11 protein-coding genes are annotated in these 14,644 nt (G+C 70.5%); all 11 read left to right on the forward strand.

Going from position 1 to position 14,644, the window contains the following annotated elements:
* Positions 1-2,952 (forward strand): DEAD/DEAH box helicase, encoded by a 2,952-nt coding sequence (locus H9651_RS09410; protein ID WP_191719053.1) that lies wholly within the window; start codon positions 1-3, stop codon positions 2,950-2,952.
* A 77-nt stretch (positions 2,953-3,029) separates the two neighbouring features.
* On the forward strand, positions 3,030-4,604 hold the full coding sequence (locus H9651_RS09415; RefSeq protein WP_191719054.1) for a Rieske 2Fe-2S domain-containing protein: 1,575 nt from the start codon (positions 3,030-3,032) through the stop codon (positions 4,602-4,604).
* A 23-nt stretch (positions 4,605-4,627) separates the two neighbouring features.
* Complete coding sequence (locus H9651_RS09420; protein ID WP_318244831.1) at positions 4,628-5,047, forward strand: hypothetical protein; 420 nt, start codon at positions 4,628-4,630, stop codon at positions 5,045-5,047.
* Positions 5,048-5,110: 63 nt separating this feature from the next.
* Complete coding sequence (gene pyrR / locus H9651_RS09425; RefSeq protein WP_191719055.1) at positions 5,111-5,641, forward strand: bifunctional pyr operon transcriptional regulator/uracil phosphoribosyltransferase PyrR; 531 nt, start codon at positions 5,111-5,113, stop codon at positions 5,639-5,641.
* Positions 5,638-6,603 carry an aspartate carbamoyltransferase catalytic subunit gene (locus H9651_RS09430; protein ID WP_191719056.1) on the forward strand — a complete coding sequence of 322 codons (966 nt, stop codon included), beginning with the start codon at positions 5,638-5,640 and terminating at the stop codon, positions 6,601-6,603. The genes pyrR and H9651_RS09430 overlap by 4 nt, the downstream gene beginning before the upstream one ends.
* A complete protein-coding gene (locus tag H9651_RS09435) occupies positions 6,600-7,919 on the forward strand; it encodes a dihydroorotase (RefSeq protein ID WP_191719057.1) in 1,320 nt (439 codons plus the stop codon). The genes H9651_RS09430 and H9651_RS09435 overlap by 4 nt, the downstream gene beginning before the upstream one ends.
* Positions 7,916-8,437, forward strand: coding sequence for a PH-like domain-containing protein (locus H9651_RS09440; protein ID WP_191719058.1), 522 nt, complete (start codon positions 7,916-7,918; stop codon positions 8,435-8,437). Before H9651_RS09435 ends, H9651_RS09440 begins: the two co-directional genes overlap by 4 nt.
* Positions 8,434-9,588, forward strand: a complete 1,155-nt coding sequence (gene carA / locus H9651_RS09445) for a glutamine-hydrolyzing carbamoyl-phosphate synthase small subunit (RefSeq protein ID WP_191719059.1) — start codon at positions 8,434-8,436, stop codon at positions 9,586-9,588. The genes H9651_RS09440 and carA overlap by 4 nt, the downstream gene beginning before the upstream one ends.
* Entirely contained in the window at positions 9,581-12,865 is a 3,285-nt protein-coding gene (gene carB / locus H9651_RS09450) for a carbamoyl-phosphate synthase large subunit (protein ID WP_191719060.1), read from the forward strand. The genes carA and carB overlap by 8 nt, the downstream gene beginning before the upstream one ends.
* Entirely contained in the window at positions 12,862-13,704 is an 843-nt protein-coding gene (gene pyrF, locus H9651_RS09455; protein WP_191719061.1) for an orotidine-5'-phosphate decarboxylase, read from the forward strand. Before carB ends, pyrF begins: the two co-directional genes overlap by 4 nt.
* Positions 13,697-14,593 (forward strand): guanylate kinase, encoded by an 897-nt coding sequence (gene gmk / locus H9651_RS09460; RefSeq protein WP_191719062.1) that lies wholly within the window; start codon positions 13,697-13,699, stop codon positions 14,591-14,593. The genes pyrF and gmk overlap by 8 nt, the downstream gene beginning before the upstream one ends.
* The last annotated feature ends 51 nt before the right edge of the window (positions 14,594-14,644 follow it).

A 14,644-nucleotide genomic window follows, 5' to 3' on the forward strand; every position in this document is an offset into this window, starting at 1 on the left:
ATGACCTCGCGCGCGGCTCCCGACTGGCGCGAGCTGCTCACGGCGCCCGCACCGGGGGAGCCGGGGCCGCAGCTCGCCCTCGGGGTGGAGCTGCGGCGGCGCGTGCGCCGCACCGAGTCGCGCTGGGCCCCCACCCGCATGGAGACCGCCACCGCGCGCGGTCTGGCCGAACCCTCCGTCGACGTGTCGCTGGGGCTGCGGCCGCTGGAGCGCTCCACCCGCGGCTGGATCAAGGGGCACGCCACCTGGGATGCCCTGCGCCGCCCCGGCCACGGCTACGACCCCGCTCAGGCGCGCTGGTTCGTCGAGCTCTACAGCCTCGTCCGCGACGCCCGGACGCTGGGCACCATGCCCGACGGGTCGGAATGGCTGACGCTCGACGACGTCGAGTCGCACCTGCTGTGGCCGCACCTGGCCGGCGCCCGCGCACGCGGCATCGCGGTGACCGCCCGGTCGGCAGCGCAGACGGTGGCCCTCGCGCAGGACGCGAGCGTCACCCTCCACACCGAGCGGGGGCCGGATGGCCTGATCGTCACTGCGCAGGTGACGATCGACGACGCGCCGGTGCCGACCGCCGAGGTGCGCACGATCGGACATGTGGGCCTGTACCGCGTGGCGACCGCGGGAGAGCGGATCGCGCTCACCCTGGCCCCGGCCGAGGTGCCGGCTCCCGCACGCGCGGTGCTGCGCACCCGCGAACCCGTGCTGGTTCCTCGCGCCGAGGCCGACGAGTTCCTGCGCGACCATCTGCCGCGCCTCGCCCGCCAGGCGCCGGTGACCCTCGGCCGCGGTGTCGAGCTGCCGCCTGCGCTTCCGCCGCGCCTCGAGGTGGCGGTGCGGTTCGAACCCGGCGACCGGGTGGAGTACGCGCTGACGTGGCGCTACGCCGGTGCACCGCCGATGCCGTACGCCGCGACGGGCACCGCGGGCGACCGTGACATCGCGCAGGAGAAGCGCCTGCAGGACCGGGTCGAGGCGGCGTGGCGCGGCGCGAGCGACCTGCCGTTCCGCGACGCCGGCGCGTTCACGGGCGCGGATGCCGCCGAGTTCGCGGCCGCCGTGCTGCCCGCCGTGCAGCGGATCGACGGCATCGACGTCGACGTCACCGGCATCCGCCGCAGCTACCGCGAACTCACCGGCACCCCGGAGATCACCGTCACCACGGTGGAGACCACCGACCGCGACTGGTTCGACCTCGGCATCATCGTCACGATCGACGGCCGCCGCATCCCGTTCACCCCGCTGCTGACCGCGCTCACCCGCCGCCGGCGCAAGATGCTGCTGAGCGACGGCGGCTACTTCTCCCTCGCCCACCCCGCGCTGGACCGGCTGCGGGAATTGCTGGAGGAAGCCGCCGAGCTGGACGAGTGGGACACCGGCCCGCGCATCAGCCGGTACCAGACGGCGCTCTGGTCGGACTTCGAGGACCTCGCCGACCAGGCTCAGCCCGCCGTCGCGTGGCGGGCCACGGTGGCGGGGCTGCGGGAGACCGGCGGTGTGCCGGCGACGGCAGTGCCGGCGGCGATCAGAGCGCAGCTGCGCCCCTACCAGCAGCAGGGGCTCGACTGGCTGGCGTTCCTGTGGCGGCACCGGCTCGGCGGCATCCTCGCCGACGACATGGGGCTCGGCAAGACCCTGCAGACCCTCGCCCTCATCGCCCACACCCGCGACGAGGGGGAGCGGCGGCCGTTCCTCGTCGTCGCCCCCACCTCCGTCGTCGCGACCTGGCGCAGCGAAGCCGAGCGCTTCGCCCCCGACCTCGTCGTCGCGACCATCCGCTCCCGCACCATCACGCGCGACAGGTCGCTGGCCGACCTCGCGGCCGGCGCCGACGTGGTGGTCACCTCCTACGCGCTGCTGCGCCTCGACGAGGCGGAGTACGCCGGCATCGAGTGGGCGGGCCTCATCCTCGACGAGGCCCAGTTCGTCAAGAACCCCGCCACCAAACTGCACCGCGCCGTCAAGGCGCTGCAGGCCGACGTGACCTTCGCCATCACCGGCACGCCGCTGGAGAACAGCCTCACCGAGCTGTGGGCGCTGCTCTCGCTCACCTCTCCCGGCCTGTTCCCCTCGGCCCGGCGCTTCCGCCAGGAGTACGTGGGCCCCATCGAGCAGGGCAAGACCCCTGAGAACGCCGAGGGCGCGCCGTACCGCGAGCGTCGCCTGGCACGGCTGCGCCGGCGCCTCCGGCCGTTCCTGCTGCGGCGCACGAAAGACGTCGTGGCCTCCGACCTGCCACCCAAGCAGGAGCAGGAACTGCGCGTGCAGCTGAGCGACGATCACCGCGCGCTCTACGACACCGTGCTGCAGCGCGAGCGGCAGAAGGTGCTGGGGCTGCTCGACGACCTCGACCGGCAGCGGTTCATCGTCTTCCGCTCCCTGACGCTGCTGCGGCTGCTGAGTCTCGCCCCCGCCCTCATCGACGGCCGTCACGCCCGGCTGGGCTCCAGCAAGCTCGACGCGCTTGTGGATCACGTCAGCGAGCTCGCCGCCGAGGGTCACCGCGCGCTGGTGTTCAGTCAGTTCACGTCGTTCCTGCAGCTGGCGGCGCGACGACTGGATGCCGCGGGCATCGCCTACGCGTGGCTCGACGGATCCACGCGGCGCCGCGAGGACGTCGTCGCCGACTTCCGCAGCGGCGACGCGCCGGTGTTCCTCATCAGTTTGAAGGCCGGCGGCTTCGGCCTGACCCTCACCGAGGCCGACTACGTGTTCGTGCTCGACCCGTGGTGGAACCCCGCCGCCGAGTCGCAGGCGGTGGACCGCACCCACCGCATCGGGCAGACCCGGCCCGTCAACGTCTACCGTCTGATCGCGGAGGGCACGATCGAAGAGAAGGTCATGGCCCTGCAGCAGCGCAAGGCCCGACTCTTCACGTCGGTGATGGACGATGACGACCTGTTCTCCGCCGCGTTGACCGCCGACGACATCAGGGATCTGCTCGACGGCTGAGCATAGACACGGCCGCGCAGACCAATCCGCCGCAACCCGCCCCGTAGAATCGAGAGCTGTTGACAGGGGAGGAATCCATGCGCATCACGGGCCTCGGCCATGCCGGAATGTTCATCGAGACGACGGGCGGCACGATCCTCTGCGACCCGGTGGTCAAGCCGTCGTTCTACGGGTCGTGGTTCGTCTTCCCCGACAACCGGGCTCTGGACTGGGAACGCTACGGCAACGCCGACTTCCTCTACATCTCGCACCGTCACCGCGATCACTTCGACCCGTGGCTGCTGGAGACCTATGTCCGCAAGGACATCGAGGTGCTGCTGCCGGAGTATCCGACCGACGACCTCGAGCAGGATCTGCGCAAGCTCGGGTACGACAACATCACCTACACCCGCGCCGGCGAGATCATCCAGCGCGGTGACCTGAAGCTCATGATCACGCCGCTGCGCGCCCCGAGCGACGGGCCCATCGGGGACTCCAGCCTGTCGGTCGACGACGGCACGGCGTCGATCCTGAACCAGAACGACTCGCATCCGCTGGATCTCGAGAAGCTGCTGGCGTTCGGCAAGCCCGAGGCCTACTTCACGCAGTTCTCCGGAGCGATCTGGTGGCCCATGGTCTACGACCTGCCGCAGGACGCCAAGGTCAACTTCGCCCACCTCAAGCGCGAGGCGCAGCACAAGCGTGCGATGTTCTACATCGAGAAGGTCGATGCGCCGCACGTGTACCCGATGGCGGGTCCGCCGATGTTCCTGCGCGACGACCTGTTCCGCTACAACGGGCTCGGCGAGCACAACGACTCGATCTTCACCGACCAGGCACAGTTCCTGGCGCGCATGAAGGAAGAGGCCCCGCAGTATGCCGGCCACGTCTTCATCCCCGGCACCGTCGTCACGATCGCCAACGGCGAGCAGACCGTCGAGCAGACGCTGTACACCGAGGCTGAGATCGACCGCATGTTCACCGACAAGTGGGGCTACCTCGAGGAGCAGCGCGCCTCGCGCCAGGACGAGATCCGCGCCGAAGAGGCCTCGCGCGCCCCGGTGCTGCCGCCGGACGAGATGCTCGCCGAGCTGAAGGCCTGGTGGGAGCCGCTGCTGCGCCGCGGCCGCATCTTCCGTGAGGGCGTGGGCGGCCCGGTGCGCATGACGATCGGCGAGCTCGACCTCTGCGTCGATTTCCCCAAGGCCAAGGTGCGCGAATACGCGGGGGAGGAGACCAGCTACTGGTTCACGATCCCCGCCGACCTCGTCTCGACGAACATCGCCGAGCACGAGATCGACTGGTCGAACTCGATCTTCCTGTCGCTGCAGTTCCAGGCCGGGCGCGTCGGCAAGTTCAACGAGTTCATCTACACGTTCTTCAAGTGCCTCTCCCGCGACCGCATCGAGTACGTCGAGAACTGGTACGCCGAGCAGTCCGACGTCACCGAGGACATCCAGCTCGAGGACTGGGTCGTGCAGCGCCGCTGCCCGCACCTGCGCGCCGACCTCTCCAAGACCGGCAAGATCGAGGGCGACGTGCTGACCTGCTCGCTGCACGACTGGAAGTGGGACCTGAAGACGGGCAAGTGCCTGTCCACCCTCGGCCACCCCATCCGCGCCAGCCAGGTGGAGGACGACCTGCACAAAGCCGCGACGACGCCCGCAGCCTGACGCGGCGGACGTAGGATCGCGGCGTGCGACGCCGACGGATGGACCCCCTGCAGATCGTCGACGTCTTCGTCTACGTGGTCGTGCTCAACCTCGCCACGGAGTACTTCCCCACCGTGCTGATGGAGACCTTCACGATCTCGCTCCTCACCGCCGTGATGCTCAAGCTCGTGCTCGAACTCGTCCTGCATGCGAAGACCCGGGTGCTCCGACGCGTGCGTGACTCCTCCACGCTCTCGCGACGCATCGTGTCGATCGCGATGCTCGTGCTGCTGCTTCCCGCGAGCAAGTTCCTCGTGCTCTGGCTGGAGGACGCGGTGTTCGGAGATGCCGTGAGTCTCGGCGGGTTCTGGTCGGTGACGCTGCTGATCTTCGCGCTCATGGGCGCCCGGTGGGGTGTGCGCCGGCTGCTCGCGCCCACCACAGGTCGCTCCGCGACCGGGTAGGGTGGGGAGCACCAACCCAGCAACCTTTAACACCGTCCTGTGAGGCGGAGAAGGGAGCGGCGGATGAGCACGCGCACCGTGCTGCATGAGGCCGACATCGCCCGAGCCCTGACTCGGATCTCCCACGAGATCCTCGAGTCCAACAGGGGCCCCGAGGGCCTCGTGATCCTGGGGATCCCCACGCGCGGCGTGAACCTCGCCGAGCGCATCGGAGCGCTGATCGCCGACTTCGGCGGCAACACGGTTCCCGTCGGCGCCCTGGACGTCACGATGTACCGCGACGACCTGCACCGCAACCCGACGCGGGCGCCGCACCCGACCCAGATCCCCGCGGGCGGCATCGACGGCAAGACCGTCGTGCTGGTGGACGATGTGCTCTTTTCGGGTCGGAGCATCCGTGCCGCCCTCGACGCGTTGCAGGACATCGGCCGCCCCGCCGCGGTGCGCCTGGCGATCCTCGTCGACCGCGGACACCGCGAACTGCCGATCCGCCCCGACTTCGTCGGCAAGAACCTGCCCAGCGCCCGCGAAGAACGCGTCAACGTGCGCCTCGCCGACGTCGACGGCGTCGAGGAGGTGACGATCGAGTCATGAGGCATCTGCTCGACACCCGCACCCTCACCCGTGACGGGGCGCTGCGCATCCTCGATGTCGCCGAGGACATGGCCGACACGCAGCGCCGCGAGGTCAAGAAGCTCCCGACGCTGCGCGGCAAGACCGTCGTGAACCTCTTCTTCGAGGACTCCACCCGCACCCGCATCTCGTTCGAGGCCGCCGCCAAGCGCCTCTCCGCCGATGTCATCAACTTCTCCGCGAAGGGCTCGTCGGTCTCCAAGGGCGAGTCGCTGCAGGACACCGCCCAGACGCTGCAGGCGATGGGGGCGGATGCCGTCGTCATCCGCCACGGCGCGTCCGGGGCCCCGCGCACCCTCGCCACGAGCGGCTGGATCACCGCGGGAGTGGTCAACGCCGGCGACGGGACGCACGAGCATCCCACCCAGGCGCTGCTGGACGCCTTCACCATCCGCAAGCGCTTCTTCGGCGCCGACAGCCGCGGCCGCGATCTCGCGGGGCTGCGGGTGACGATCGTCGGCGACGTGCTGCATTCGCGCGTCGCACGCTCCAATGTGTGGCTGCTGACCACCCTCGGTGCGATCGTCACCCTCGTCGCCCCGCCGACCCTCGTGCCGCAGGACGTCTCGGCCTGGCCGGTGCACATCCGCTACGACCTCGACGAGGCGATCGCCGACGAGCCCGACGCGCTGATGATGCTGCGAATCCAGGCGGAACGCATGAATGCCGCGTATTTCCCGACTGAACGGGAGTATTCCCGCCGGTGGGGACTGGACGCCGCGCGCTTGGCCCGTCTTTCGACGGATAGCATTGTCATGCACCCGGGTCCGATGAACCGGGGCCTGGAGATCTCCGCCGACGCCGCCGATTCGCCGCGCTCGACCGTGCTCGAGCAAGTGACGAACGGCGTGTCCGTGCGGATGGCCGCCCTCTATCTGCTGCTGGCAGGGGAGCGCACACGAGCTGGAGAGGACGGACGATGAGCGAGACCATCCTCATCCGCGGAGCACGCATCCACGACGAGGCGACCGCGGGCCGCTCGGCGGATCTGCTGATCGACGACGGGCGCATCGTAGAGGTGGGCAGCGGACTGACCCGTGCCGGCGCGAAGGTCATCGACGCCGACGGCCTCATCGCCCTCCCCGGCCTGGTCGACCTGCACACGCATCTGCGCGAGCCCGGCTACGAGGCCTCCGAGACGATCCTCAGCGGCTCGCGTGCGGCTGCCGCCGGCGGGTACACCGCCGTGTTCGCCATGCCGAACACTTCGCCCGTGGCCGACACGGCGGGCGTCGTGGAGCAGGAGCTCGCCCTCGGCGAGGCGGCCGGTTACGTCACGGTGCAGCCGATCGGCGCCGTCACCGTCGGACAGAAGGGCGAGCGCCTGGCCGAACTCGGCGCCATGGCCTCGTCGCGCGCCCGGGTGCGCGTGTTCAGCGACGACGGCTTCTGCGTGTGGGATCCGCTCATCATGCGCCGCGCCCTCGAGTACGTGAAGGCGTTCGACGGTGTCATCGCCCAGCACGCCCAGGACCCACGGCTGACCGAGGGCGCCGAGATGAACGAGGGCACCGTGTCGGCCGAACTCGGTCTCACCGGCTGGCCGGCCGTCGCAGAGGAGTCGATCATCGCGCGCGACGTGCTGCTGGCAGAACACGTCGGCTCACGTCTGCACGTCTGCCATCTCTCGACGGCGGGATCGGTGGACATCATCCGCTGGGCCAAGAAGCGCGGCATCGCGGTGACCGCGGAGGTCACCCCGCACCACCTGCTGCTCACCGAGGAACTGGTGCGCGACTACGACGCCAGCTACAAGGTGAACCCGCCGCTGCGGCGCGAAGAGGACGTGCAGGCGGTGCGCGAGGGCCTGGCCGACGGCACGATCGACATCGTCGCGACCGACCACGCGCCGCACCCCGCCGAGGCGAAGGCCTGCGAGTGGCAGGCCGCCGCCAACGGCATGGTGGGCCTGGAGAGCGCGCTGCGCGTCGTGCAGCAGGCGATGGTCGACACCGGCCTGCTCGGCTGGGAGGACGTTGCCCGCGTCATGTCGACCGCGCCCGCCCGCATCGGGCGCCTCGACGGCCACGGTACGCCGCTGGCCGTCGGCGAGGCGGCATCGCTCACCCTCTACGACCCGACGCCGGTGCGCCCGTTCGGCCGCGGCGACCTGCACGGTCGCAGCGTGAACTCGCCCTATCTCGAGCGCGAACTGCCGGGCGAGGTGCGCTGGACGCTGCACCGCGGCGTCATCACCGTCGCCGACGGAGCACTGCGCGAGACGGTGGTGACCGCATGACGCAGGAAGGCGCACTGCTGGTCGTCATCGCCGTCGCGCTCGGCCTCCTCGGTCTCCTCGCCTGGGGCTGGCATCGGCGCACCCGCCGGGACTCCGGCCTCGTGCCGCCGGTCGGCGAGGTGCCCGCCGGTGCCGCCGTCATCGGCGTCTTCCCGGTGCTGTACGTCGCGACCACCGCTCACGACCAGCCGCTGGAGCGCCTCGCGGTGCGCGGCCTCGGCTTCCGCTCGCGCGCCGACGTCACCGTCACCGACGCCGGTGTGGCGCTGGATCTCACCGGTCAGCCCCGGCTGTTCATCCCGCGTGCCCAGATCCTCGCCGCCTCGCAGGCGACGGTCGCCATCGACCGCGTCGTCGAGCGCGACGGTCTGGCCCGCCTCGACTGGCACTTGACCACCCCCGACGGCACGACCGTCGTCGATTCCTACTTCCGTCCACAGCAGACCTCCGCGCGCGCGCTCGTCGACGCACTGCGGCAGCTCTCCGACCCCGCTCCCACGACAGGAGGCGACGCGTGACACTGTTCACCCGCGACCCCGCTGTGCTCGTCCTCGAGGACGGCACCCGCCACACCGGACACGCCTACGGCGCGCGCGGCACGACCCTCGGCGAAGTGGTGTTCTCCACCGGCATGACCGGTTACCAGGAGACCCTCACCGACCCGTCGTACGCCGGCCAGATCGTGCTGCAGACCGCCCCCCACATCGGCAACACCGGCATGAATGCCGAGGACCCCGAGTCCCGGCGCATCTGGGTGGCCGGCTACATCGTGCGCGACCCCTCGCGGGTCGTGTCGAACTGGCGCGCCGACACGTCGCTCGATGAGGCGCTCGTCGCCGACGGGGTCGTGGGCATCAGCGGCATCGACACTCGCGCCGTGACGCGCCACATCCGCTCCGCCGGCAGCATGCGCGGTGGCGTGTTCAGCGGCGAGGCCGCCGGCCTCGACGCCGAGGAGCAGCTGCGTCTGGTGCGCGAGGCGCCGCAGATGGCAGGCCTGAACCTGTCGGCAGCCGTCTCGGTGGCCGCCGCCGAGGTGACCCCCGCCACCGCCGACCGCATCGGCCCGCTCGCCGTGCTCGACCTGGGCGTCAAGCAGTCCACCGTCGACAACCTCGCCGCGCGCGGGTTCGACGTGCACGTGCTGCCGCAGGACGTCACGATCGACGACATCCGCGCCATCGAGCCGGTGGGTGTGTTCTACTCCAACGGACCCGGCGACCCCGCGGCATCCGATGACCATGTCGCGCTCCTGCGCGGCGTGCTCGATGAGAAGCTGCCGTTCTTCGGCATCTGCTTCGGCAACCAGCTGCTGGGCCGCGCCCTCGGCTTCGGCACGTACAAACTGCCGTTCGGCCACCGCGGCATCAACCAGCCCGTGCTGGACCGTCAGACCGGTCGGGTGGAGATCACCGCCCACAACCACGGGTTCGCCGTCGACGCGCCGCTGGACGGCGTCACCGACAGCCCTGCCGGCTACGGCCGAGTGGAAGTGAGCCACGTCGGCCTCAACGACGACGTCGTGGAAGGGCTGCGTGCCCTCGACATCCCCGCGTTCTCGGTGCAGTACCACCCCGAGGCCGCCGCCGGACCCCACGACGCCAACTACCTGTTCGACCGCTTCCGCGACCTCGTGCTCGCGAACCTGGAGACCACGAAGAATGCCTAAGCGCGACGACATCCACTCCGTCCTCGTCATCGGATCCGGCCCGATCGTCATCGGTCAGGCCTGCGAGTTCGACTACTCCGGCACGCAGGCCTGCCGGGTGCTGCGCGAGGAGGGCGTGCGCGTCATCCTCGTCAACTCCAACCCGGCGACGATCATGACCGACCCCGACTTCGCCGATGCGACCTACATCGAGCCCATCACGTGGCAGGTGATCGAGACGATCATCGCCAAGGAACGCCCCGACGCGATCCTGCCGACGCTCGGTGGCCAGACCGCACTGAACGCGGCGATCGACCTGCACAACCACGGCATCCTCGAGAAGTACGACGTGGAGCTCATCGGCGCGAACTTCGAGGCGATCAACAAGGGCGAAGACCGCCAGATCTTCAAGCAGCTGGTGATCGACGCCGGCGCCGAGGTCGCCGCCTCCCGCATCGCGCACACGATGGACGAAGTGCTCGCCGCGGCCGACGAGCTCGGCTACCCGCTCGTCGTGCGCCCGTCGTTCACGATGGGCGGTCTCGGCTCCGGCTTCGCCTACGACGAGCGGGACCTGCGCCGCATCGCCGGCGCGGGCCTGCGCGACTCGCCCACCACCGAGGTGCTGCTGGAGGAATCGATCCTCGGGTGGAAGGAGTACGAGCTCGAGCTCATGCGCGACACCGCCGACAACACGGTGGTCGTCTGCTCGATCGAGAACGTCGACCCGGTCGGCGTGCACACCGGCGACTCGATCACCGTCGCCCCGGCGCTGACCCTCACCGACCGCGAGTACCAGAAGATGCGCGACATCGGCATCGACATCATCCGCGCGGTGGGCGTGGACACCGGCGGCTGCAACATCCAGTTCGCCGTCGACCCCGCCACCGGCCGCATCATCGTGATCGAGATGAACCCGCGCGTGTCCCGCTCGTCCGCGCTGGCGTCGAAGGCCACCGGCTTCCCGATCGCCAAGATCGCCGCGAAGCTCGCCATCGGCTACCGGCTCGACGAGATCCCCAACGACATCACCAAGGTGACGCCGGCGAGCTTCGAGCCGACGCTGGACTACGTCGTGGTGAAGGTGCCCCGCTTCAACTTCGAGAAGTTCCCCGCCGCCGACGTGACCCTGACGACCACCATGAAGTCGGTGGGCGAGGCGATGGCGATCGGCCGCAACTACGCCACCGCACTGCAGAAGGCGCTGCGCTCGCTCGAGAAGCGCGGCTCCAGCTTCCACTGGGGCGACGAGGAGCGGTCGGTCGACGAGCTGCTGCAGATCTCCCGCACGCCCACCGACGGGCGCATCGTCGTGCTGCAGCAGGCCATGCGCAAGGGCGCCACGATCGAGCAGGCCTTCGAGGCCACCGGCATCGATCCGTGGTTCCTCGACCAGATCGTGCTCATCAACGAGGTGGCCGAGTACGTGCGGGCCGCTGCCGAGCTCGACACCGAGACCCTCCGCACCGCGAAGGATCACGGCTTCAGCGACGCGCAGATCGCGCAGCTGCGCGGCACTTCCGAGGCCGAGGTGCGCGGCATCCGCCACGGGCTGTCGATCCGGCCGGTCTACAAGACGGTGGACACGTGCGCGGGGGAGTTCCCCGCCCTCACGCCGTACCACTACTCCAGCTACGACCTCGAGACCGAGGTCACGCCGTCGGAGCGCACCAAGGTCGTGATCATCGGGTCCGGGCCCAACCGCATCGGCCAGGGCGTGGAGTTCGACTACTCGTGCGTGCACGCGTCGTTCGCACTGTCGGATGCCGGCTACGAGACGGTCATGGTCAACTGCAACCCCGAGACGGTGTCCACCGACTACGACACCAGCGACCGGCTGTACTTCGAGCCGCTGACGCTCGAAGACGTGCTGGAGGTGCTGCACGCCGAGTCTCGCTCGGGAACCATCCTCGGCGTCGTCTGCCAGCTGGGCGGTCAGACCCCGCTCGGGCTCGCGAAGGGCATCGAAGCGGCCGGCTACACGATCCTCGGCACGCAGCCCGAGGCGATCGACCTCGCCGAGGAGCGCGAGCTGTTCTCGCGCCTGCTCGACGAGGCGGGCCTCGTCGCCCCGCGCAGCGGTACCGCGATCGACGCCGACGGCGCGGTCGCGGTGGCCGAGGGCATCGGCTACCCGGTGCTCGTGCGTCCGAGCTTCGTGCTCGGCGGGCGCGGCATGGAGATCGTCTACGACACGCCCAGCCTGCACGACTACTTCGCTCGCATCGCCGACCAGGCCATCATCGGCCCCGGCATGCCGCTGCTGGTGGACCGCTTCCTCGACGACGCCGTGGAGATCGACGTCGACGCGCTCTACGACGGCACCGACCTGTACATCGGCGGCGTCATGGAGCACCTCGAAGAGGCCGGCATCCACTCGGGCGACTCCAGCTGCACGCTGCCGCCGATGTCGCTCGGCCGGGGCGAGATCGACCGCGTGCGCGAGGCGACACGGGCGATCGCCGAGGGCGTCGGGGTGCGAGGGCTGCTGAACGTGCAGTTCGCCGTCAGCGCCGGTGTGCTCTACGTCATCGAGGCGAATCCCCGTGCCAGCCGCACCGTGCCCTTCGTCTCCAAGGCCCTCGGCATCCCGCTCGCCAAGGCCGCCAGCCGCATCATGGTCGGCGCGACCGTCGCCGAGCTGATCACCGAGGGCATGCTGCCCGCGCAGGACGGCTCGCGCGTGCCACTGGACGCGCCCATCGCCGTCAAGGAGGCGGTGCTGCCGTTCAAGCGGTTCCGCACCAAGGACGGCCGCATGGTCGACTCCGTGCTCGGCCCGGAGATGCGCTCGACCGGCGAGGTCATGGGCATCGACCGGGACTTCCCGACCGCGTTCGCCAAGAGCCAGGCCGCCGCCTACGGCGGCATGCCGCTGGAGGGGACCGTGTTCATCTCGGTCGCCGACGACGACAAGCGCGCCGTGATCCTCCCCGCCCACCGGCTGCAGGAACTCGGGTACACGATCACCGCGACCGAGGGTACCGCCGAGATCCTGGCGCGCAACGGCATCCGCGTGGAGGTGGTGCGCAAGTACTCCGAGACGATGGCGAGCGGCGAGACCAACATCGTGGACCTCATCAACGCCGGCGAGATCGACATCATCGTGAACACGCCCTCGGGCGGTATGTCGCGTGCCGACGGCTACGAGATCCGCGCCGCGGCGGTCGCCGCCGACAAGGCGCTGTTCACCACGATGGCCGTGCTCGGTGCCGCCGTCACCGCCCTGCCGGTGCTGCGCGAGGGTTTCCGCGTGCGGAGCCTGCAGGAGTACGCCGCCGACCGGGCCGCCAGATGACCGGGTTCGGCCGCCGCCTGCAGGACACGCTCGCGACGCAGGGACCTCTCTGCGTCGGAATCGACCCGCACGAGCGCCTGCTCGCCGACTGGGGCCTCAGCGCCTCGGCGGCGGGCGTGCGCGAGTTCGGGCTGCGTGTCGTGGATGCCGCGGCCGGACGGGTCGGCATCGTCAAGCCACAGGTGTCGTTCTTCGAGCGCTGGGGGTCGGCGGGTTTCGCCGCGCTCGAGGAGGTGCTGGCCGAGGCCCGCGGGCGCGGTCTGCTCGTCATCGCCGACGCGAAGCGCGGTGACATCGGCACCACGATGGACGCATACGCCCGTGCTTGGCTGACACCCGGATCGCCGCTCGAAGCCGATGCCGTGACCCTCAGCCCGTATCTGGGGGTGGGGGCGCTCATCGGGACCCTCGATTACGCCGTCGCCCAGGGCAAGGGCGCGTTCGTCCTCGCCGCGACGAGCAACCCCGAGGCTCGGCGGCTGCAGGCCGCACGCGACGGCGACCGGTCGGTCGCGGCGATCGTGATCGACGAGGTGTCGGCGTTCAACGCCCGCACCACCGAAGAGGGACAATGGGGGAGCGTGGGTGTCGTCGTGGGGGCGACCGTCGACACCGTGGCCGCCGGCATCGCGGCGGCCATCCGTCCGCCGGCGCCGATCCTCGCACCGGGGTTCGGTGCGCAGGGGGTGGAGCCGGGGGACTTCGCCCACCTGTTCCAGGCCCTCGCTTCGCCCGTCGTGGCGAACGAGAGCCGCAGCATCCTGTCGGCTGGGCCGGCCGACATCGTCCAGCGCATCGCCGAACGCGCCGCGCTCTATTCGAAAGTGAACCATGGCTGACGCTCAGCACCCGCCCGAGGTCGACCGCGCCGCAGCATCCCGCCGCGCCGTCGCCGCCCGCCGCGAACGCGCCGCGCTCAAGCGCGACGTCGCCACGCGAGTGATCTCCCCGCAGGAGTTGTTGCGCCGCGCCCTGGCCGAGCCGACGTCGCCGGCCGGCGCGATGCGCGTGCCCGAATTCCTCACGGCCATCCCCGCCATCGGTGAGGGCAAGCGCGACCGCATCCTCGCCGACCTCAACATCTCGCCGGTCAAGCGGCTCGGCGGACTCGGCGCGCGTCAGCGTGTCGCGCTGCAGCGCTTCCTCGACGAGCGGTGGCCGGAGCCGACGCCCCGCGAGGGCCGCAGCCGGCTGATCGTGCTCGCCGGCCCCACCGCAGTGGGCAAGGGCACGGTCGCCGCAGAGATCAAGGCGCATCACCCCGAGATCCTGCTGTCGGTGTCGGCCACCACCCGCGCACCGCGTCCGGGCGAGGTCGAGGGCGAGCACTACTTCTTCGTCTCCGATGCCGAGTTCGACCGTCTCGTCGCCGAAGGCGAGCTGCTCGAGCACGCCACCGTGCACAACCGCCACCGCTACGGCACCCCGCGCGCGCCCATCGATGCCGCGCTGGCCGCCGGACGCACCGTGCTGTTGGAGATCGACCTGCAGGGTGCGCGCCAGGTGCGCGCAGCCGAGCCCAGCGCGACGCTGGTGTTCCTGCTGCCGCCCAGCTGGGATGAACTCGTGCAGCGTCTCGTCGGGCGCGGCACCGAAGACGATGAAGAGCGCGCCCGGCGGCTGCGCACCGCGAAGAAGGAGCTCGCCGCCCAGGGCGAGTTCGACTTCCACGTCGTCAACGACGACGTGGCACGCGCCGCCGCCGAGATCGCCGCCCTCGTCCGCTGACCGCGCCCCGGGGCATCCTGCTCGACACATCCGCCGAGCAGGTAGACTGGG

The organism is Microbacterium pullorum, assembly GCF_014836535.1.
In the GTDB taxonomy this organism is placed as follows: domain Bacteria; phylum Actinomycetota; class Actinomycetes; order Actinomycetales; family Microbacteriaceae; genus Microbacterium; species Microbacterium pullorum.